The sequence below is a fragment of the Desulfosporomusa polytropa genome, assembly GCF_055380075.1.
The window spans coordinates 4,308,999-4,331,050 of the sequence record NZ_AP042400.1 but is presented as its reverse complement, the minus strand read 5'-3'; the positions used below and the strand labels follow the sequence as shown (position 1 = coordinate 4,331,050).

General features: G+C 38.3%; 20 protein-coding genes. 17 read left to right on the top strand and 3 right to left on the bottom strand.

Features of this window, described 5'->3' with window-relative positions:
- Positions 1-107: 107 nt before the first annotated feature.
- Positions 108-920, bottom strand: coding sequence for a DUF2971 domain-containing protein (locus ACZ449_RS21995; RefSeq protein WP_464258193.1), 813 nt, complete (start codon positions 918-920; stop codon positions 108-110).
- Between the two features lie 206 nt (positions 921-1,126).
- Between ACZ449_RS21995 and ACZ449_RS21990 the strand changes: the two genes are divergently transcribed.
- The 3 genes from ACZ449_RS21990 (at position 1,127) to ACZ449_RS21980 (ending at position 8,131) form a co-directional block, all read left to right on the top strand.
- Positions 1,127-2,359: a hypothetical protein gene (locus ACZ449_RS21990; protein WP_464258192.1), complete on the top strand. Its 1,233-nt coding sequence runs from the start codon at positions 1,127-1,129 to the stop codon at positions 2,357-2,359.
- A gap of 905 nt (positions 2,360-3,264) precedes the next feature.
- Entirely contained in the window at positions 3,265-7,428 is a 4,164-nt protein-coding gene (locus tag ACZ449_RS21985) for a phage tail tape measure protein (RefSeq protein WP_464258191.1), read from the top strand.
- Between the two features lie 118 nt (positions 7,429-7,546).
- The gene (locus tag ACZ449_RS21980; RefSeq protein ID WP_464258190.1) at positions 7,547-8,131 is read left to right on the top strand and encodes a hypothetical protein; all 585 of its coding nucleotides are present in this window, start codon (positions 7,547-7,549) and stop codon (positions 8,129-8,131) included.
- Between the two features lie 35 nt (positions 8,132-8,166).
- On the opposite strand, the gene ACZ449_RS21975 is transcribed toward ACZ449_RS21980, so the two are convergent.
- Positions 8,167-9,555, bottom strand: a complete 1,389-nt coding sequence (locus ACZ449_RS21975) for a caspase family protein (protein ID WP_464258189.1) — start codon at positions 9,553-9,555, stop codon at positions 8,167-8,169.
- A 258-nt stretch (positions 9,556-9,813) separates the two neighbouring features.
- Between ACZ449_RS21975 and ACZ449_RS21970 the strand changes: the two genes are divergently transcribed.
- From ACZ449_RS21970 to ACZ449_RS21940, 7 genes are all read left to right on the top strand, one after another.
- A complete protein-coding gene (locus ACZ449_RS21970) occupies positions 9,814-10,389 on the top strand; it encodes a recombinase family protein (RefSeq protein WP_464258188.1) in 576 nt (191 codons plus the stop codon).
- Between the two features lie 373 nt (positions 10,390-10,762).
- On the top strand, positions 10,763-11,140 hold the full coding sequence (locus ACZ449_RS21965) for a hypothetical protein (protein ID WP_464258187.1): 378 nt from the start codon (positions 10,763-10,765) through the stop codon (positions 11,138-11,140).
- 298 nt (positions 11,141-11,438) lie between these two features.
- The gene (locus ACZ449_RS21960) at positions 11,439-11,714 is read left to right on the top strand and encodes an HU family DNA-binding protein (RefSeq protein ID WP_464258186.1); all 276 of its coding nucleotides are present in this window, start codon (positions 11,439-11,441) and stop codon (positions 11,712-11,714) included.
- 49 nt (positions 11,715-11,763) lie between these two features.
- On the top strand, positions 11,764-12,117 hold the full coding sequence (locus tag ACZ449_RS21955) for a hypothetical protein (protein WP_464258185.1): 354 nt from the start codon (positions 11,764-11,766) through the stop codon (positions 12,115-12,117).
- A gap of 154 nt (positions 12,118-12,271) precedes the next feature.
- Positions 12,272-12,493 (top strand): hypothetical protein, encoded by a 222-nt coding sequence (locus ACZ449_RS21950; protein ID WP_464258184.1) that lies wholly within the window; start codon positions 12,272-12,274, stop codon positions 12,491-12,493.
- A 78-nt stretch (positions 12,494-12,571) separates the two neighbouring features.
- Complete coding sequence (locus tag ACZ449_RS21945; RefSeq protein ID WP_464258183.1) at positions 12,572-13,597, top strand: hypothetical protein; 1,026 nt, start codon at positions 12,572-12,574, stop codon at positions 13,595-13,597.
- Positions 13,598-13,741: 144 nt separating this feature from the next.
- A complete protein-coding gene (locus tag ACZ449_RS21940; RefSeq protein ID WP_464258182.1) occupies positions 13,742-15,064 on the top strand; it encodes a tyrosine-type recombinase/integrase in 1,323 nt (440 codons plus the stop codon).
- Between the two features lie 298 nt (positions 15,065-15,362).
- On the opposite strand, the gene ACZ449_RS21935 is transcribed toward ACZ449_RS21940, so the two are convergent.
- The gene (locus ACZ449_RS21935; RefSeq protein ID WP_464258181.1) at positions 15,363-16,259 is read right to left on the bottom strand and encodes a LysR family transcriptional regulator; all 897 of its coding nucleotides are present in this window, start codon (positions 16,257-16,259) and stop codon (positions 15,363-15,365) included.
- Positions 16,260-16,487: 228 nt separating this feature from the next.
- Here ACZ449_RS21935 and pxpB (ACZ449_RS21930) point away from each other — a divergent pair, with 228 nt between their 5' ends.
- The 7 genes from pxpB (ACZ449_RS21930) to ACZ449_RS21900 all read left to right on the top strand — a co-directional run bounded on the left by pxpB (ACZ449_RS21930) (position 16,488) and on the right by ACZ449_RS21900 (position 22,023).
- A complete protein-coding gene (pxpB, locus tag ACZ449_RS21930; RefSeq protein WP_464258180.1) occupies positions 16,488-17,228 on the top strand; it encodes a 5-oxoprolinase subunit PxpB in 741 nt (246 codons plus the stop codon).
- A 148-nt stretch (positions 17,229-17,376) separates the two neighbouring features.
- On the top strand, positions 17,377-17,562 hold the full coding sequence (locus ACZ449_RS21925) for a 4Fe-4S binding protein (RefSeq protein ID WP_464261916.1): 186 nt from the start codon (positions 17,377-17,379) through the stop codon (positions 17,560-17,562).
- A gap of 18 nt (positions 17,563-17,580) precedes the next feature.
- Positions 17,581-18,711, top strand: coding sequence for a 2-oxoacid:acceptor oxidoreductase subunit alpha (locus ACZ449_RS21920; protein ID WP_464258179.1), 1,131 nt, complete (start codon positions 17,581-17,583; stop codon positions 18,709-18,711).
- Positions 18,712-18,725: 14 nt separating this feature from the next.
- Entirely contained in the window at positions 18,726-19,544 is an 819-nt protein-coding gene (locus tag ACZ449_RS21915; protein ID WP_464258178.1) for a 2-oxoacid:ferredoxin oxidoreductase subunit beta, read from the top strand.
- Between the two features lies 1 nt (position 19,545).
- On the top strand, positions 19,546-20,070 hold the full coding sequence (locus ACZ449_RS21910) for a 2-oxoacid:acceptor oxidoreductase family protein (RefSeq protein ID WP_464258177.1): 525 nt from the start codon (positions 19,546-19,548) through the stop codon (positions 20,068-20,070).
- Between the two features lie 179 nt (positions 20,071-20,249).
- Positions 20,250-20,996, top strand: coding sequence for a 5-oxoprolinase subunit PxpB (gene pxpB, locus ACZ449_RS21905; RefSeq protein ID WP_464258176.1), 747 nt, complete (start codon positions 20,250-20,252; stop codon positions 20,994-20,996).
- 4 nt (positions 20,997-21,000) lie between these two features.
- On the top strand, positions 21,001-22,023 hold the full coding sequence (locus ACZ449_RS21900; RefSeq protein ID WP_464258175.1) for a 5-oxoprolinase subunit C family protein: 1,023 nt from the start codon (positions 21,001-21,003) through the stop codon (positions 22,021-22,023).
- Positions 22,024-22,052 lie beyond the last annotated feature (29 nt).

The window sequence follows — 22,052 nt, the reverse complement described above, 5'->3', positions numbered from 1 at the left end:
TTATTGAACATATGGAGAACTTTGGTTGTCAGATTAATAAGCAAGAACCTGCAATTCGCTTAGTTGGATTGTGATGTGGAAGTGAATACTTATTACTATCAATTTACTTATATGCTATTAAGAGTAGGTACTCCGTTATAAGTTTCAATTTGAGCTAATTGGCAGTTATATTTTTCTTTAAACAAAGTTAGCAGAGGGATATAAACTGAGGGGAGGTCTTCACCACAAATAATAGCCTCAAGAGCATCTTGAAAGTAGAAGAACTCCGGTTCGGGATTATTATTTAATAAAACAAACCTATACTCAGACTCATCTTTCCAATCATAATTTTTGGTAAAGAAGTAAAATGAGGCATACTTTTCGAGATATATATTTAATAATTGATCTTCCTTCATACCACCTAATTCATTGCAATCAAAAGTTAGTGCATCATGCGCCACGGGTGGTTTGTCGTGATAAGTAACTTTTTCGCTTTTTAAAAATCCGTTTAGATTAAATTCTGAATTTATTTTTTCAGTTATTTTTTCGCGGTTAAAAACCAAACAAATACCTCTATGGTTTTCAGCGTATTGCGCCCACATTCTCGATTTAAAGTACCCTCTGCTATGTTTGTTCTTGGATGTTGTTTCATCACTATCTAGCGAAAAACATAAAATTTTGCTTTGTTTTTTTATTTGGTTGGTTACTTTTTGCCCTATATCAACAGTTTCCCAAAAAACTTTTTTATCTATTGACCCAGTGCTACAACCGGTACTTATCCATTCTTTTGTTTCTCTGGGATCATTGCTACATGAAAATAAATTAAACATTAGAGTGCCCGAATTAAGTATTTTTTCAAGTGCAGTAGCTAATTTTGTATAATGATATAAGTACTTATCTCGATAGACGCATAGACCAAACAGTTCTTCGCTATTTTTCAAGTTATTCTCCTCCCGGTATTACAGTAACAAAGTATATTTTATCCAAGTAATTGAATTTTTCCTGCAGTTCAAATTTAATTCAAACTCATAATTTTATAGACACGCCCAAAATAGATGCCATCGAGTAATAGACAGGTAGTAGTATTATTAATGTCTTTTGGCTTGCGTAGACATAATGATAATTTCATAATAAGAAGGTGACAACATTGATTAAAGTAATAGATAGCATCATGGGAAGCGGTAAAACAAGTTATGCTATTCAAATGATTAATGATAATCCAGATAAGAAATATATATACATTACGCCCTATCTTAATGAAGTGCAGCGTGTAAAAGACAACTGTAGAAACTTTGAAGAGCCAGACAGTAACATCAAGACAGGTGAGTTGAAGCTCGACAGTTTAAATAGATTGTTATCTGAGGGGAAAAATGTCGTTAGTACACATGCGCTCTTTAAGTTAACAACGAAGAAAACTATAGAAGCCTTAGAGAAACACAATTATACATTAATTATGGATGAGGTAGCGGAAGTAATATCAAATGAGGATTTTAGGAAAGACGATTTGCCAACTATACTAGCAGCTAAGTTAGCACATGTTGACGAGGAAACAGGGTACTTAATTTGGGACGTTGATAATTATGACGGTGCATACAACAAGATTAAGCGATTATGTATTACTAAGTCAGTTATAGTGGTCAATAATACAGCTTTAGTATGGGTATTCCCGGCAACAATCTTTAAAAAATTTAAGGAAACCTTTATATTAACCTACATGTTCGATTGTCAGGTACAGAAATTTTACTTTGATTTACACAATATCTCATATGAATACTATCGAGTTAGCAAAGCTGAAAACAATCACTATCAACTGGTAGAATTCGAAGAGGACTTCAAGGATGATACAAAGGATATCAAGATTAACATTTACACTGGCAAGAAGAATGACATTGGGACAGTCAAAGTAGGCCGTGATAGAAGTTCTTATGGATATCTAAGTAGTGCTTGGTATGATAAGGCAACGAGAGATCAGCTTAAGAGAGTGAAGGATAATATCTATGGATTCTTTAAGCACGATACACAGACATCTAGTGAATTAAATCTGTGGACTTGCTTTAAGAAAAACCAAGAGCAACTGAAGGGCAAAGGATACAGCAATGGTTTTCTATCTTGTAACGCTAGGGCAACTAATTTGTACAGAGATAAAATAGCGGTGGCATATGTTATCAATAAGTTTATCAATCCGATAGTCATTAACTTCTTTAAGATACATGGGATAACGATAGATAAGAAACAGCAGGAAAGTTATGCTCTATCAGAGTTACTGCAGTTTGTCTGGCGGTCAGCTATAAGGGAACATAAGGAAATATACTTATATATTCCCAGTGCTAGAATGAGGTATGCTCTACAGAATTTCTTAGGGAGAGAACATGAGGATTAACTTTCGCTACTTCAAAGGTAGCAGAATTTAGAATAAACCTAGTAAAATAAAGGGTTCTAAGGGTGTCTTCATTAAAAGAAAACTAAGGTATTATAGTAATGCTTATGGACATGTAAAGGACATCAACAGGAATGCCAATGGTATTATTTCTATTGGTTATCCTGTTGGAATATTTAGGCCAGCATAAGGCGACTATAATACAAGTCATAGGACAATAACATAACTTATACTTGAACCGTATTAACGCGATAGCGTTCTTTGCGATAGCAAAAGCAAGCGAAGCGCGAAGCGTAACCCTACTTATGATAAAACCTTAAGTACAACATCAACAATACATCAATCTACATATGGTTATTTCCATATGATTAGCTGATATGATTCTGATGAACTACTTAACCAATATCAATAAGTAATATCTATGGTTAGTGTTACGAAGGTGATAGTCAGCCAGAATGAAAACATATTCTGTCTAACTATAGCGAACTGCGCTATATTGGTTAACGAATCAGATAATACTAAGTACTTTGTTATGATTATTTGGTATGTTCTATATTTGATTGATTGGGAAACTAAATAAGCCTATAGTGATTGACATGTTTAACCCACGGCATTATTAACCGTGGGTCTTTTCATGTGCTTATCTATAGAAATATTTTAGATAGGAGGTATAGAGAATTGATAATAACTTAGATTGATGCATAGATGCTTTGCAACACATGGACTATATACCATCTAAATCTAGCGAAAACAGTGGGCGGGACAGTAGCTTGCAATAATTGGTAAATATAGGACAGCGAAAGCAAACTATTGTAGAATCTATATTTACAGATAATGTGATAACAATATAAACTAATGAAAAACGATTATTAATAGACGTTAAAAACAATATTAGGGAGTGGTATTAATTGGATAATGAACATAGAAGGATAGAATTTGATATCGTAGTAACCGGAATCAGCAAGCTAAAGGGTGAAATACAAAGCATTCAGGACGCATTCGGCAAACTTAAGAATCAGAATGCTATCAACAGTAATATCTCAGAACAACTCAAAGAAGACCTGTTAAAAGCTAACTCTATTGTAAGCCAACATGTGACCAGTATCAATGATGGACTTTCAAAAGTTGGTGACACTGGCAATAACGGAATGGGTAAGCTCTTTGAGAGCTACAAAAGGTCATTGTCTGACTTGACACTACAGGCAGAGAAGTACCACAGGTTATTCCAAGAGACAGGGAATCAGGATTACTTTAATAAATACCAAAACATAGTTCCAGTTATTCAGCAGTTGGATCGTGAGCATAAGTCCTTCAGTAATAGCCTGGGTTTAGCCAATAAGAACGCTAGTTTACTTGAACGGACACTAGGGAACCTGAAGCATCATGCAGGGTATTTGGTATCTGGAGCTATATTAGGTGCTGGCATTGGAATTCCTTATGCTGCTGTGACTACTTTGGCAGACCTGGAGCAACAGTATAGTCAGCTTATGACAACGATGCCGCAAATGCATGAGAATCAGTATTCATATAACCAAGTAGTCAAAGAATCTCTAGCGTTAGCTCAAAAGTATGGAACTGAGATTAATAATGTAACTGATAGTCTTAGGTTGGTAAGTAGGCAATATAAGGATACGGAAAAGGCTCTTTTCCTCAGCGAGATAGCTGTAAAACTCAGCGTGGCAGATAATTTTAGTCCAGAAATAGCTAACAAATATATAGAATCAAGTGTCTCAGCGTTTCAGCAACAAGGGAACGCTATTAATTTTGCTACACACGCTATGGACGCAGCAACCGCAGTATCACATAATGCACAGATATCAGCGCAAGACTTAGCTGAAGCTCACATGAGGTCTGCAGCGGCAGCACATGCAGTAGGCGTTTCTTATGATGAGCTAAATGCCTTAATAGGAACGATAACAAAAAATAGCGGTTTAAGTGGAGCTACGGTAGGCCAGGGTGTGAAGTCGATTTTGAATTCGCTCCATTCAACAAAAGCCGAAGAAGAATTTCAAAAGCTTGGTATCTCTATTTATAACATTGGTGAAGACGGAACTAAGAGCTTCAAGAAATTATCTGACCTACTAATGGAAACAATGGTTAAAATCCCAATGGTCAAAACTAATCTTGAGGAAGCATTTAGAGACATGAGTTCTGGGAAGTTCCAAGTGTCGAAGTTTGCTGCTCTCATGGGTGATCCTAATGAGTACATTCGATTACTTGGGGTTAGCATTAACTCTTCCGGTATGACCGATAAGCAAATAGTTTATCAACTCGATACAATTACACGTAAGGCTGAACGGTTAAAGGTATCTTTGGAATCCCTAGTTATGACGGGAGGTCAAGCAGGAGGAATTGCATATATAAAATCCTGGCTTGATGATATCAATAATTTAATCAAGGGACTGCAGCAAGTACCCACAGAAGTTTATTCTATTGTTGGTTCAATGGTGAAATGGAGCATTATTCTTTACGCTGTTAAGTCTGGATTAACTTTCCTTAGTGGTTCAATGGTGAGCCTAAACGCACTCAAGGCCGCTAATGTAGTCACCACAACCGCAGAGACAGCAGCTTTGACCGCTGAAGGAGCAGCCGCAGCCAGGACAGCAGGTTCAATGGGAGTCTTAGGAGCAGCAACCGCAACCGCTACGGGCGGTCTCTCGCTTTTAATGGCAGGAATCATAGCCGCTGGAACCGCAACAGCTATCTATGCTGCTAATGTTGGTGAATCTGTAAGCGCACAAGATCAAGCCGAACAGAAAACCAAAGATATGATTAGCGTAAAACAGCAGGAAATTGACCAGAACAAACGCCAAGTTGAACATATTGGAACTTTAGGTAGCGTATATGAACAGCTTAAGAGCCAATTAGCTAGTGTTGGTACTGATGAAGAAGCCAGGGTTAAGCTATTGGGAATCATGGGTACTACTGAATCAGAACTTGCTAAAATCGTTGGTGAAGCTGGAGTTGAGCGCATAAAATCTTCTGAGGATATCCAGACAACGATAACGCAAGAACAGGAGATCCACTCACAGAAATCAGTTGAGATACAGAGTTCGCTAAATGAGCTAAAGACCACTCAACGCAAACTTGCTGATGATACTATTACCTTTTGTAATGAACGTGTGGGAGCTATCAATAATGAAGCTGTAGCTTTTGATAAGGCATGTTCTGCTATTGGTGAAGCCCTAGGCAGTATCGAAGAAATGATGTTTAAGTATCACCGCAATAAAGCCAGTTGGTTAAAAGATATGGCTGGAACCTTGGATAGTGAACGTGAACAATTTAAAGATATGCCCTGGTATGCTCAAATAGGGTGGGGACAGGTCGAAGGTGATTTGTCTGCTGGTGGCATGGGCAATACCGCAGACCTACTAAAGCAAGCTGAAGAATCCAACGCTAAAGCAGAGAAAATAAAGAATGATGCCGTATCATTTTATGCTAACAAGGGCGGGACAGCCGCTTCATTAGCTGGACTATATACTCCAGGAGCAGGAGGTGCTAGGGTTGGTGGCGATGAAGTACCGGAACCGGACGCAAAGAAAGCCAAAAGTAAGTCTGGTAGTGGCACAAAGGATGCACCAGATAAGACTCAAGAGTTGTTTAGGTTGGAAAAGGGGCGAGAAGTAGATGCTCTCTTTAAGGACTTAAAGCGTTCTTCAGAAGACTATCAAGGAGCCTTAGATAAGCTTAATACTAAACAGGACATATTCGGTGTCTCTGCTGATATCACAGCGCAAAAAGTTGGAACCATGAACAGTTATATTATGGACTTAATTGCAAAAGGGATGGAAATGGAAAGTCTAGCGAGTGAATATGAAGATCAAGCGCAAAGCTTAGTTTCCACCAATGAGACTCTAGTAGCAGCCCTGGCTGAACGTAAGGCAGCATGGAGTTCATTATCAAAGCAAGAGAAACAAGAGTTTGTATCGTCCTACAAGGATTATGTTCAGGATGAAAAGACATTACTCAAACTTGTGGACTTAGCGGATAACTTAAGGACTAAGGTATCAGAGATAAGAAAAGATGCAACTAAGGCTGCTAATGACACTGTTAAGGTAACCGCAAGTGATGCTATGAGTGCTTATGAATTAAATATGAGAAAAATAGGTTATAACCAACAGAATGAAACTTACGGTTTAGGCAGGTTCGCTACGCCAAATCAAACGAAAGTTGTCGAGTACAAATATGCTGTTCAAGAATTGGCTGAAGCTGAAAAAAGACTCAAGCAAATACAGGATAGCCCACATTCTGACGAAGACTTCCTGAAGCAACAGGCCGCAGTAAACCAACTTAAACAAAAGGCTGAGGAGCTTGGAGATACATTTTATGAGATTCGTTCCGGGTACGCCAGTGTAGTCTCAGATATAGTAGTACAGAATCAATCATTAGGACAAATATGGAAGAAGCAATGGAACGATTTAGCTAATGATGCTATTAAAGCACTCTTTAAGATTAAGAACAGTACTCCAGGTTTACTAAGCCAACTCCTTGGATTATCTGGAGGCAAAGGTGGTAGCTCAAGTTCAGGTTATGGTTTCAACTTCACTTCCCTATTAACACCTTTTACTGGTCATGCTACTGGCGGGATATTTGATACAGAGCATATCGCAAGATTCGCGGAAGGTAACAAAAAGGAAGCTATAATTCCACTTGAGGATAATCGGGATCGTGGTAGACAACTATGGCAGCAATCAGGTAAAGAGCTAGGTATGCTTGGTGCCGATGGTTTAACAAAGTACGCTACTGATAAATTAGGGTACAATCCAGAGCTAATGAAGGGAGAGCAATATGCACCATATTTTAAGAATGAAGCTCTCGCTACTCAACCTGTAGTTAATGTCCATGTGCAGCAGCAAGAGTCACAAAATCAACACCTAATAGAAGCTAACAAACTTATGGTACAACAGAATCAAATGTTATTAGCTATGTTAAACAAAGAAGGTGGTAATGGGAATGTTACAGTAATACCTATGGCTCCAACAGCGGAATCAGTAAGCAAGATATTAAGTCAGAATCCAGAGATTATTACAAACCTATTATATAGAGAGAAATCACTAAATAGGTGGAGTTAAGTCAGAGGGTACGGTAAATCGCCGTATCCTTATTTATTTACTGAACGCCTTTTTGCGTTTAGATGGGGTACAAGTTATCCCGCCCATAGGTCAAGTTAAAAACGAAAGGATTGATTATATGATACTAGTTGACAGAAACGGTGAGGAACACAAGGTCTACCCTATGTTATTTAAAGACGCCCCAGATGCTACTCAGTTAGTCCCAAAGGTAATAGATGTGCTAATGTTGAGAGGGACTATCTTTGAGAAATTTAGGACTCCTGAAGCATATACACTCGAAGAACAATATGAAGCACTACAGGAGCTACTGAGGTATGCAAGCAAGGAAGGTACTAATATTGATACCTTTGATATCTGCATGGCAAAACTAGCGTTCTTTAATTTTATACAATATGGAAGGATGATGGATAATATGGAAAAATACGAAAGCGGTAGTATAGTTATGGATAGAAACGGTGAGGAACACAAGGTCTATAGTTACTTGATTAATGATTATAGTAAAGCTATGGAACTGCTACAGAGAATTGATACTGTGAGTATGGTGAACAATGTAATGGATACTGATTCTAAGGAAGCTATGTTGGAGATCGTATACTTAGCTTTAGACTGCAAAGAAGAACAGGAGGCTATTGCAGAGTACTTAGATGCTGAATTTGCCAGTAAGTGCATTAGGTTATACTATGGATTACCTGTGATGGAATAAAGATAAATCAATGATTTTAGTGAGCAGGATTACTATTAGCTAGCATTATCGGCAGAGTCGTCATCATGAGAGGTTTGTGTCTCTGCGTCCTCTTTTTCATTAAACTTAGCTGCAAGTGTTGTTGCAATATATTTGTCAAATAGATTTAACATTTCAACGATAGTATTTTGCACTTCTGAAAAAGGTTTCAAATCGAAGTCCTTGTATTTCCAACTTGCCTGAGCGTTCAAATATTCATCATTCCAACCTTTTGTAAGATAGTTGGTTGTATAAGAAAACAAACGTAAACGAGTTCTTGAGAAGATAGGAAATAAGAAAAGGGTATAGCTTTGAATAGACTGATAATTAGCTTTTGCGTAAATACGAATTGCTTTGAATGGAAGATCTTCGAGTTCAATATCAATTTTAGTGCTCGAAAACGGATTATCATCATCTATTATTAAGCGTACAAAATAATCTTCTACTCCTTTTTTTTCTAGCCAGTTTCCTATAGTGTCTATCTGCGGGAGATTGTTTATATCTCCAAAAACTTCGGTTGTAAGAGTATACAAATCTGCTATTTCACTTTTAAATGTGTAATTACTAACAGTTTCCCTAATAACATTATAAAGTTGTATGATGTCTTCCTGATTACAAAATTTTTCAGCTAACTGTTTTGCTTTTAAAACAAGTGGTGTTTTTCCTGACTTAACGGGATTTAGTCCCTGTAATGTAGAACTTATTTCCTTTCTAATATTTTCGGGAATAAGTCCAAACTTTTCAGTATAGTTTGCTTGAACAACAAAAAAAGGTGTTTGGTTACTATTATCTGCAAACTCATCTGATATATAATCCATTATATCTTTATACCTTATTTCAATCCCGTTACGACTAAGAATTGCTGACACAAAACTCTTGGTAAAGAAACTCATATCTTTGTTTTGATATGATGATTGTTCTGTAGTTGATGAAAAGAAAAAGTAGCAGTTATTTAAAGTATTTTTCTGTAAATATTTCTCAAATATATTAGCATCTTTAATATAAGATACACCTGAGTGGCAAGCATCCACAATCTTTATAGTAATGTTAGGATTTAGGCTTCGAATTAAGTTATCCACCTCTGAGTTTTGAAGTGAGCTACTTTTTCTTTGGTTATTATTATAGTCAGAAAGTAGATAATAGAATTCATCATTTAAAAAGTCACCATGACCCGTAAAGTAAAAAAGCAACTCATTTATTGTCTCTGAACGATATTTATCTAAGAAATCAACTAGTTTATCTTTGACTTCATAACTTTTAGTTTTACTACTAATACTCAAGATTTTATCGTATTTTTGAGTTCCTAGAAGCAGTTTACACATAATATCAGCATCTTGCTTACAGCCCAGTAATTCTCCCAAGCTATCATAATCACTCACACCAATAACAACGGCAATATTTTTCATATTTTCCTCCTCAAGGTCTTTTTGTCTAAATTATACATTTTTTATAAAATTCCTTTATTATAATTCATACCTAAAGCAAATAGAATGTTCACTAAAGTATACAATTATGTACGCAAAAACCATATCCTATAAACCCGCTATTCTCTTGTTCACTTATGTTTAAAATTAAATTAATAAACGTTCACTATAATAATTGACATTAATGAACACATTTGCTATAATGAGTACAAGAGATAAGAACACAGGGGGCGGAACATAATGAACATAGCGTACATAAGAGTTAGCTCTAAGGATCAGAACACAGGCAGACAGTTAGAAGCTATGAAGTCGCATAACATAGAACGCATATATGAGGAAAAGGTTAGCGGCAAGGATACCAACAGAGCGGAACTAAAGGCTATGCTTGATTATGCTCGTGAGGGTGACACTGTGTATGTCGAGAGCTTCAGCAGATTAGCCAGGAACATGCTGGACTTACTTAAGATCATTGATGAACTATCATCTAAGAAGGTTGGCTTTGTTAGCCTCAAGGAAAACATTGATACTACTACACCTACAGGACGGTTACAGCTTGGAGTATTCGCAGCTATCTATCAGTTTGAGCGTGAGTGCAGCAAGGAACGGCAACGCGAGGGAATAGACCTTGCATTGGCTGAAGGTAGAGCATACGGCAGACCTCAAGAGTACCGTATAGATGACAACTTTGTAGCTATATACAAGCAATGGAAGGCCGGGGATATCACTGCAGTCAAGGCTATGGAGCTAGTAGGGATGAAGAAGGTTACATTCTATAAGAGAGTCAAGGAGTATGAAGCGACAGTAGCGGGACTATAAGAGGGAGCAGGGGGAAACCCTTGCTTTTCTATTATGTATGGACATATGTATATTGTGGGGGGTACGCGGTGTCATCTCCAGACCAATTGTCGAAGTCCTGGAGAGCTACGCGCTCGTATAGCAGCGACTGAGTCTGCCCATAGAAAATCACTTGAAATATGGGGGGGGATAACTTATGCCGTCATGCCCACAAGGGGGTACGGGTGTCTTTTCGATAGGCAAAACAGAAGTAACTTTATGAACTAACTTCTCCAAAAATTTTATAGAAAAAATTCACTAGAAATATCTAATGTCGTACTCAGTATGAATATGGAAGGAATTAGTAGAACTGTAGCGAATATCTAAAGCAAATAATGCTCAGAGGTGATCCGCTATGAAGCGTATAGGACTACTAGCGATAATAATTGTAGTCATCTTTGGATGCGCCATATGTCATGCCGAGAGTTGGAAGCAAGTAGATAATTCCTCGTGGGTAGATATAGATTCAATTCAGTTGGAACCCAACGGAATAATTAAAGCATCAGCAAGGGAATATCTGCAGGACAGCAATTATTATTCAATGGTTCTGCTCATAGATGGAAACAATAGAAAATACTGTTATGAAGCTGTGGAACTTTATAGTATGCAGAGAAAGTCTTTGGGAATAGCTTCAGTTGATCCCAAAGATAAAGACTCATGGATGAACTATATAAGTGACAATAAAGTAATACAGAAGATAATCGAGAGGGCTGCTGCAGACTCCTGCAATTAATATCATAAGGTATTGAATAATGTGGAACTTTATAATATACTGTCAGCAGGAGTGATTTTTATGCAGTGCATTATTCATTGGCAAACTGTATATAAATTAATTTTAACAATAGCATCAATCGGGAGAAATCTAAATTCACTTAGAACAAATTCGCTTGTAATTAGAACAAAAAAACCATATAGAAAAGATAAGAACAGACATATAACTTGTCTGTTCTTTATTTTTTTATAAAAAAGAAGTTAAGGAGGGTAAGAAAACTACAGTCGGATAATCAGAAGAAAACTAGGAGGAATGTCAAATGATGACCAAAGTAAAATTCAAAAAGTACCTGAGCGAGAAATATAATATCTCTCAGGTTTTGGCAGAGGAAGTTATCAATATAGTATTTGATAGCATTCCTGAAGTAACTGCTAAAGAAGGACTAAAGATTTTGGGTTTTGGAATATTTACGAGTAAATTCAAAGGCGGACAGAAAAAGAGGAACCCTCAAAATGGCGAGAGTATATTTGTGCCTGAACATAGGAGCCCAGTATTTAAAGCTGGGTCTGAGTTTAGGAGAGTGGTCAATAAGTAACTTCAAGTGTTAGTTCTGAAAAAAAACTGTATGTATTGGAGAGCTGTATATGATGATATACGTTACGTGGATAGCCGGGGACTGCATGAGCCATTCTGCTGACTTCGATGCTTTAGATGGAGCAAAAGCATTTGTTTATGATTATCTATTGAGCGAACCTGTAGCAATAGACTCGGTGATTATTACTAGAGGTACTAAAAAACATTATCCATATGTTACTGCTAGTAAAAATCGACTAGTTGACAGTGTAGTAACCTGGATAGATTGGAATGGGGTATCTGATAAAGAGACATTGAAGAATCCCAGAGATGCACTAAGGTTTGTAAAAGAATACCTGTTATCCCAACCCGTAATATTCAATTCGATTAAAATAGGAGAACAAGGTTTAAAACTTACGATATAACTTAAGGCGGGGCTAACTACTATAATATGGTTAGCCCTGGACTTTTTAATGATATTGTGGGAATAAGTATAAGATATTACAAATTGTGACATATGGACAGGCGTATGATGAAGCTAGAGTAACTATTTGGAAAAATTAAGGGAGAGGGTATATCATGAAAGTAGTTATGTCGGTATTATGTTTTATTGCATTTTGTTTTGGTGTATTAATGTTTATTGGATCAAAAAGTGCTATTCATGAAATTGAAGGGTTGGTTTGCGTTCTTATTGGAGCAATATTTTTAAGTAGTGTTTGCATTGTTGACTCAATTGAAAAAAACAGCGAGGCAAACCTTGTGAGCGAAAAGGTGCCAATAAATAATTCAGATGAAAAATAGTTATCAGAAATTACAAAAAGCAGCGAATCATAGGCATATAATGTAACTAAAGTAGTAATTTGTAAGGGAGTTTAATCTATGTCGAATGAAATAAGGTGTCCAAAATGCGATATAACTAATCAAGATGACTTTACCTTTTGCTGCAAGTGTGGTTGTAAATTAGATAAACAGGATAGTTCAATCCAGCAGCTAAACGATGTTCCTCTTGATTCCAAACCAAAAGATAGCGTTGCAAATGCGTTACCTTTTTGGCGCAAGATTCCAGGTTATAGGTCTAAAACCCCATGGAAGATGGTATTAGCCACTTTTGTCTATGGATTTATAATTCTTCAATTAATAATTCCCAAGCAAAATACTACAATAAGCAATAAAGAAAAAACGTCAGCGGCTGTCTTATATCAACAACTTGAATCAGTATATAAAAATAAAGATTATGAGAAAGCCAAAAATGTATTTGGTGAATTATTATCAAAATATCCAGAAGCACCTGAGACACTTAAAGGTAAGCAAATGATAGACGGAATTGATAAAGTAATACAACAAGAAAAAGAAGATAAAACAAAAGAGGAACAACGTAAAGCAGAAGAAGATAAAAAAAGAGCCGAGGAAGCAGAACAAAAGAAAGCTAGACTAGCAAGCGCATTAAGTTATACAAGGACAAAATATGATGAGGTAAAAGATATTACTTGGTATTATGATAACTCAACATCAAACTATTCAAACGAAACTGATTTCTATGCATATATTGGGAAAAGCAAAACTGGTAATCCGTGGTTGCGTTTTAGAATCCAATTTGGTTCAGATGATTGGTTATTTATAAAGAAATATACTATTAAAACAGATGAAACTACGTTTACTATCACAACAAACTATAATGAGGTAAAAAGAGACGTTGTTTATGGAAATGGTATATCGGAATGGTATGATGTGCCACTTGATTCAGAAAAAGCTAAAATAGTTAAAGCGGTAATAGCATCCCAAAAGACAATATTGAGATGTGAAGGTGAAAAATATTATAAAGATAGAACAATAACTGCTGAAGAAAAAGCCGCGTTGCAACATATATTGGACTCATATGAAGCTCTAGGTGGTACGAGTATTTAGAAAGGTGTGTATTTCAAAAGGAACTTCGCATGCCTACCTTGCGCAAACCATTACCTACACATAATCTTAAATAACAACGAATAACGACCCTTGTCTTTTATTGCAGAAACGATTATAATGGTAATGGAAGGCAGGTGTTATCTAATGTCCAAACGAAAGAAAGGCCGCTTGAATGGCGAAGGAACAATCTATGATAAAGAAGTTAAGAAAAAACGTAAGAACGGCGAAGAGTATGTTTTAAAGTATGTTGAAGCTCAAATAATGATTGACGGACAAAGGTTAAGTAAAACTTTTAAGTCCAAGGGTGAAGCTTCGGCGTGGTTGCTACAAAAACGTGACGAGGTACGAAAGGGAATACATGTAGAAACTGATAAAATAACCTTTGCAGAGTTTTCGGATATTTGGCTTAAGGACAAGCAAAGGGAAGGTAAAAAGCCTACTACTATATCAGGATGGAAAATGTACCTGGACAAACACATTAATCCTTCTATTGGCGAAACAGCTTTGCAGAAGATAACTACAGTTCAACTTAATAAATTCTATGATGATAAACTGGGGATTAACTCAAACAAAAAACACAGTAGCAAAGATCAAGAGAAACATGAAGAGCCTATAAGTCCTAATACAGTTATTCACTTTCACAGAATCATACATAACATACTGAATCATGCGGTAAAGCAAAGGATGCTAAGTTATAATCCTGCGTCAGTCTGCAGTAAGCCAAAAGCAGTAAAACCAGAGATTAACATATTGACAGTCGAAGAAGTTTTAAAGCTTCTTGATATAGCAAGTAAGCACAATATTAAAAAGAATGGCGAGATTAACAAAAGTATTAATCCTAGTTATTATCCTGCATTAGTTGTCGCAGTGTACGGTGGTTTACGCAGGTCTGAATTATTTGGACTGAAGTGGAAATATGTGGACTTTGAGAACAGCACTATAACAATTGCAGAAACATTACTTAAAGATAGTAATAACAAGATATATCAGGATGACGATACAAAGTCATATGCAGGTAAGAGGACTATATCGCTACCTGTAGAAGTAATGGAATTACTAAAGCATCATAAGGAGTTCATTGGTGAAACTGATTATGTGTTTTCCAATAGAAACGGCGAAAGACCTGATCCGCATAACTTCAATAGATTCTTTGATAAACTACTGGAGAAAGCAGGTATCACCAAAAGTGTACGTGTACATGATTTAAGGCATACTAATGTTAGCTTACTGGTAAAACAGAACGTCAATCCAAAAGACATATCTAAACGGATTGGACACTCATCATACTCTTTTACAATGCAAACCTATGCTCACATCTTTCCTCAGACTGATAAGGAAACGGCAGAGAAACTATCGAATTTATTACAGAAACCAACTACAGAAACCCTTGAGAAACCTAGAATTGTAAAGGGTAGAAGAGTGAAAAAAGTTTCTGCAATGTTTCTGCAACAGGATGGAAAAGACTAGATAACAACGTAAAATAACCGTCATTCATGGTAATATATGTAATTATGTATATTGTCATAAGTGCTGTAAACCCTTATAAATCAAGCAAATCCCCTGTTGATAATTGTTTAAAAAATAAGTGGTACCGGCTTCCCAAGCCGTGGGTCGAGGGTTCGAATCCCTTTGCCCGCTCCAGTAAAATCAAGCCTTCCAGGCATTTGCCTGGAAGGCTTGATTTTTGTCAGGATGGCAATACACATTTATCTGTTGGTTTTGTTTTTACTAGACATTGCGACTAGTGGAAAACCAGGAATTACCATTATGCGCGGTTATTTATGAGCCGCTCCTGAAGCAGCTTTACGAAAGCTTTCATAGGGTGATTGACCCATCTGTCTTTATGATGAACTAAAAATGCGGTGACGTTAATGTCCGGCCCTTTCCAGGGTAACAAAACCAGTTCTCCTGCGTCAACCTCTTTTGCTACTGAAACAAGTGGCAATAAAGTTATGCCAAAGTTTTGCATAATAAGTTGTTTGATTGCTTGTATTTGTCCAACTTCAAGAACTGTTTTTAGGTGCACACCTTCTTTTTGCAGTGTTTTTTCTAAAAGAATTCGATAATTGCTATCAGATTCAACTAGTACCAGGGTTTGATCATTTAGCATTTTAGGATGTAGCTCAGTAAGTTTAGTAAGCTCATTATTAGGATAGGTTACAAAGACAATTGGTTCCGGCCAGAGAGGAGTATTTGTCAAGTCGGGATCGATTATTGAAGGTTCAAGAAATAAGGCAAGATCCATTACTTTTTTTCGCAATAAAATACGAAAATCATTACTAGTGCCATATTTTATCTTCAATTCGACATCTGGATAAAGAGAACTATATTCTTTAAGCAAAGAGGTCATCCTAAATACACATAATGATTCAGGTATGCCGATAATTAGTGGTCCACACGGAATATTGGATTTATTCAAAGCATTTTTTGCATCATCTTCAAGTTTTATGATTTTTTCTGCGTAGTCATAAAGATGTTGACCATCATCCGTAAGTGAAATTTGTTGACCAAATCGTTCAAATAAAAGCGTATTTAATTCTTTTTCAAGTAACTGAATATGAGTGGTTATTGTTGATTGTGTATATCCTGAAAATTGGGCGGCATGAGAGAAGTTTCCTAATTTCACGATATTAATAAAGGTTTTCAACTGACGAATTTCCATTGTATCACGACCTTCAATAAAATTGAATAGGCGTATTTAATCTTTCAATTTTACAATTACTTTTAATTAATGATATTATAAATGTCGAAAGATGTCTAGCGTATTCAAATACCGGAATGCTGCAATTAAATTAATTTAATGGAACCCGTTTGCTGTTAAAATTCTGAATGTTATCAAAGTTTCGACAGTGATAAATTTAGAAACTCTGTTAACAAAGGAGTATAACTAATGGACGATTACGTTAGGAATGCAAAAATATTGGTTGCAGGTGAACAAGGAATGGTTATTGATTTTGGCGATGAGATCACTGTTAAAATTAACAGACTTGTTCAGCAGTTAGTAGAGGTTCTTAACAGTTGGGAAATGAAGGGAATCATAGAGGTTGTACCAACATACCGGTCAATTATCGTTTACTTTGATCCATTACAGATTACTCGGGATGAGTTGACCCTCGGTATTAGACAATTTTTAACCCAACTAGGTAATGGGGAAATACAAGCGATTACACGAAGGGTGATTCACGTTCCCGTATGTTACGGAGGCGTCTTTGGTCCGGATATTGATTATGTGGTTCGCCGGACAAAATTATCGATAGAAGAAGTAATAAACATCCATACATCAAGACAGTATTTGATTTACATGTTAGGATTTACTCCAGGATTTCCTTATTTAGGAGGACTGGATGACAAACTTGTGGTTCCGCGGTTGGAAAAAGTAAGAAGTAAAATTCCAACTGGTTCAGTGGGAATTGCTGGCAGGCAGACCGGATTTTACACGGTTGAAAGTTCCGGAGAGTGGCGATTGATCGGGCGCACGCCGTTAAGGGCATTTTATCCGGAAAACCTCAATCCATTTTTGTTTACCGCAGGCGATTACTTGCAATTCAAATCAATATCTGTAGACGAATTTTTCGAAATCTTCAGCAAGGTTGAAACAGGTTCTTATAGTCCGGAGATCACAATCCGCTGAGACTGATAAGAGTTAATAGGAATGTGCTATAGTAGGGGCTTTCGTTTTCACAGATATGTAATACATCATGCTGTATACATAATAATGTATTACATATCTGTGAAAATGCATACTCTAGTTTTTAGTTCACGAAGAGGAGGTGAAGATGATGAAATTGAAAACGACTGTTTCACACTGTAAAGGCTGTGGCATTTGTATAGAGTTTTGTCCGAAACAGGTTCTCGAATTAAATGAACTAGGCAAAGTGAATGTCGCTCGTGAAGAGGATTGCGTTAGTTGTGGTCAATGTGAGTTGCGTTGTCCGGACTATGCCATTTTTGTTAGAAAAAAGTAATTAGGAGGAATCAATCCAATGGCTAAAGCAGTGTTAATGCAGGGCAACCAAGCTTGTGCCGAAGGAGCTATAACAGCGGGAGCACGGTTTTTTGCCGGCTACCCTATTACTCCTTCGACGGAAGTAGCTGAGTTGCTTGCCAAACGACTTCCACAGGTTGGTGGTACCTTTATTCAAATGGAAGATGAGATTGCCGGTATGGCTGCCGTTATTGGTAGTTCTATCGCCGGAACTAAGTCTTTGACTGCAACTAGTGGTCCAGGCTTCTCACTTAAACAGGAACTCATCGGCTATGCATCCATAGCAGAAGTACCGTGTGTCATTGTAAATGTACAACGCACCGGTCCAAGCACCGGTCAACCAACGTCTCCTGCTCAGGGTGATGTTATGCAGGCTCGCTGGGGATCGCATGGTGACAGAGGCGTAATCGCTCTTAGTCCGTCAAGTGTTCCCGAAACTTTTACGCTTACAATTGATGCCTTTAATCTTGCTGAAAAGTATCGTACTCCTGTTGTTCTCCTTTTAGACGAGATAATTGGTCATATGCGGGAGAAATTCGTGATGCCGGATAGTAATCAGCAAATGATTATTAATCGAAAGAAACCGACACTTCCACCTAGTGAATTTTTACCTTATAAACCAGATGAAGATGGTGTTCCGCCGATGCCGGCTTATGGTGATGGCTACCGTTTTCATACAACCGGTCTGGTTCATGATTACACTGGTTTTCCAACAGGCAGTAACGCTGTTACTAACGAGGTTATTGACCGGCTTCATTCTAAAATCACAAAAAATATTGACGATATAATGAAATACGAAGAATTCAATCTTGATGACGCTGAAATAGCCGTAGTTGCTTTTGGCGGTACTGCGCGCAGTGCTTATGCCGCAATCGAAAGTGCTCGGGCGCAGGGAATTAGGGCTGGTCTATTCCGTCCGATTACGATTTGGCCGGCGCCGGAAAAACAACTTTTACGTTTGGCTGATAAAGTCAAGGCCGTTATTGTAGCTGAAATGAATCATGGTCAATATGTTAAAGAGGTGCGCCAGATTATAAACGGCAAAACGCAAGTCGTTTCTCTGGCAAAATGGAATAACGAGCCGATTACACCAAGCGAAATGCTTGCGTCTATCCAAGCAATCCGCTAAGGGGGGAGAACATTATGGAAAATTTGTTAGCGAAATATTATCGACCGAGATTGCCGCATATGTGGTGTCCGGGTTGTGGTAATGGTATTGTTACGGCATGTGTTGCCAGAGCAATTGATAAACTGCAGCTTGACCAGGATAAGACGGCAATTGTATCAGGCATTGGCTGTTCGTCCCGTGCATCAGGATATTTAAACTTTGATTCTCTACATACTGCGCATGGACGAGCCATTCCCTTTGCAACCGGCGTCAAACTGACTAAACCAGAGCATAACGTAATCGTGCTCACAGGCGACGGTGATGCTACTGCCATTGGCGGTAATCATTTCATTCACGCTGCTCGCCGCAATATCAATCTTACTGTTGTTGTTTATAATAACAGCATTTATGGGATGACCGGCGGTCAGTACTCGCCGTTGACACCGCATATGAGTATGGCAACCACCGCTCCCTATGGCAATGTTGACAGGCCGTTTGATTTGTATGAACTGGCCAAGGGGGCTGGGGCCACTTTTATTGCCAGAGCAACGACATACCATGCGACCCTGCTCACTGATCTCATTGCTAAGGCAATCAGTCATAAGGGATTTGCTATTGTTGAAGCAGTTTCCGCATGTCCAATCTCCTTTGGACGCCAAAACAAAATGGGTGGTCCAGCCAAAATGATGAAGTGGCAGAAAGATCATGCCGTTATGGTAGAGGCAATGGCAAAACTGGATCAGACCCAGATTGAGGGGAAATTCCCAATTGGCGTATTGTACCAGGGCGAAGGTCCGGAATATGTGACTGAGTACCAGAAGGTAATTCAGCGGGCAATGGGGAGTGGTAAGTAATATGATGGAATTTCGGTTAAGCGGTTCTGGCGGACAGGGGCTGATTTTGGCTGGTATTATTCTGGCGGAGGCAGCTATTGGTGACGGCAAGGAAGCAGTGCAGTCACAGTCTTACGGGCCGGAAGCACGTGGCGGCTCAAGTAAATCGGAAGTTATTATCAGTGACAAAACGATTTATTATCCCAAAGTAGAAAAACCTGATTTTCTGTTGGCTATGACGCAGGAAGCACTTGCTAAATATAGCGTCGATCTTAACCAAGACAGCATTCTTGTTGTTGACAGTACATTTGTAAAAGAAGTACCTGCTCAATTTAAAAAGGTGTATTCGATACCGATTACGCAGATGGCCAAAGAAGAACTTGGGCGCGATTTGTTTGCCAATATCATTGCGTTAGGAATCGTAGCTAAGCTTACCAAGGCTGTAAGCCTCAAAGCATTGGAGCAAGCTGTGCTGGCACGCGTACCAAAAGGAACAGAAAAGATGAATAAACAAGCATTAGAGTTAGGTATTGCGTCTATAAAGTAGTAGCATGTTCAAGGCAGTAAAAAGGCGTTTTCTCCTGATAAATATTGTACGTTGTTTAAGCCGTATGATGGAAAACGCACAGGGTTTTATAGTATCCTTGTGCGTTTCCTGATATGGTCGTGTAGTATAATACAATATCAAAATTTGAGCTGCAATATATATAGGAAGTTGGTGAAAAGATGAATGGCGTAGAGTTATTCCATGCGGGCGAGCAAGGGTTGGTTGTGGAATTTGGTAAGGAAGTTAATAAAACAATCAACAGTAAGGTTCATAAGCTGGCAAAAGGCTTAATGGCTAAAGCCAACAAGGCAATTCTTGAAATTGTGCCAACTTATAGGTCATTGCTTGTTTATTTTGATCCACTTAGTATGAAGCGAGAAGAATTGATTACACAAATCGAGGACTTGCTGATATCCGAAACTCAGGCATTACAATCGGGAGAGGAAAAGGAAATAGCCAATATTGTTCATATTCCCGTTTGTTATCAGGAGGAGTTTGCCCCTGACTTAAAGTTTGTAGCAGAGTACAACGGAATTTCTGCTGATGAAGTTGTGGGTATCCATTCGTCCACTCCTTATCTGGTATATATGCTTGGATTTACACCAGGGTTTCCTTATCTTGGGGGCATGTCGCCGAAAATAGCTGCACCGCGCTTGGACAAGCCCAGAGTGCAAATTCCAGCCGGATCTGTTGGTATTGCAGGTAGTCAAACTGGCTTTTATCCTATTGAAAGCCCAGGAGGGTGGCGCCTGATTGGGCGCACACCAATTAAAGCCTTTAATTCAGCTGTTGCTAATTCGTTCTTATTTTCCGCAGGTGATTATTTGCAGTTTAAATCTATATCTGTAGATGAATTTCACCAAATCCGTAAACAAGTGGATGCAGGTACCTATAGTCCTGACGTTACGGAATTGCAGAGGGGGTGACGATATGTTTACAACAATAAACCCAGGCTTTTTTTCGACAATTCAAGATAGTGGACGTTGGGGATACCAAGCCTATGGTATGCCGGTGGCAGGAGCAATGGATCGCTATGCTTATCGGGTTGCCAACTTATTAGTTGGCAATAAAGCGAATGCTGCTGCTATTGAAATGACGTTACTTGGTGCTTCCTTTAAGTTTGATGAGAGTCAGCTTGTTGCCCTTTGTGGTGCTGATATGCAAGCAAAGTTGGATGGTGTAAGTGTTAAAAACTGGTCTGCCTTTGTTGTACAAAAAGGCAGTGAACTTAAACTTGAGTATGCTGTGACAGGCTGTAGAGCCTACCTTGCGGTTCGCGGCGGAATTGATGTACCTAGTGTATTAGGTAGCCGTTCTACTTATACACGCGCGAAAGTTGGTGGCTTGGAAGGCAGAGCTCTTCGTCAAGGTGATGTATTGAATGTTGCAAACGACACCGAAGCCGAAGTTCAGGCGGGAAATCTGAAGGTCGATTATGTTCCCCAGTACGAACAAAGCATAACGTTACGCATTCTTTTAGGGCCGCAGGACGATATGTTTACAGCAGAGGCGATAGAGACCTTGTTGAAAAGTGAATATGTAATTACGGATGAGGCTGACCGTATGGGGTATCGGTTGGAAGGTCCTAAAATTGCGCATATTGACAAAGCCGATATCGTCTCTGACGCATTGCCTTTCGGCGCTATCCAAGTACCTGCACATGGTATGCCGATTATCATGATGGCCGACCGTCAAACAACAGGTGGATACGCAAAAATAGGTGCCGTTATCGGTCCGGATTTGTTAAAGTTGGCCCAAGCCAAGCCAGGTGATGAAGTGCGTTTCCGGTTATGTTCGGAAGAAGAAGCAGTAAATGCTTTACAAGCAGAGCAGCAATCATACGAAAATATTGCCCGCAGTATTCAGCCACAAAAACTAGTTTCCGAAAGTGTCCGGCAGTTTAACATTGTTATCGAGAACCAGGGGTATACAGTTCAAGTAGAAGAGTACTAGCGGTGAGAACTTGATCTGGTTTGGATTAT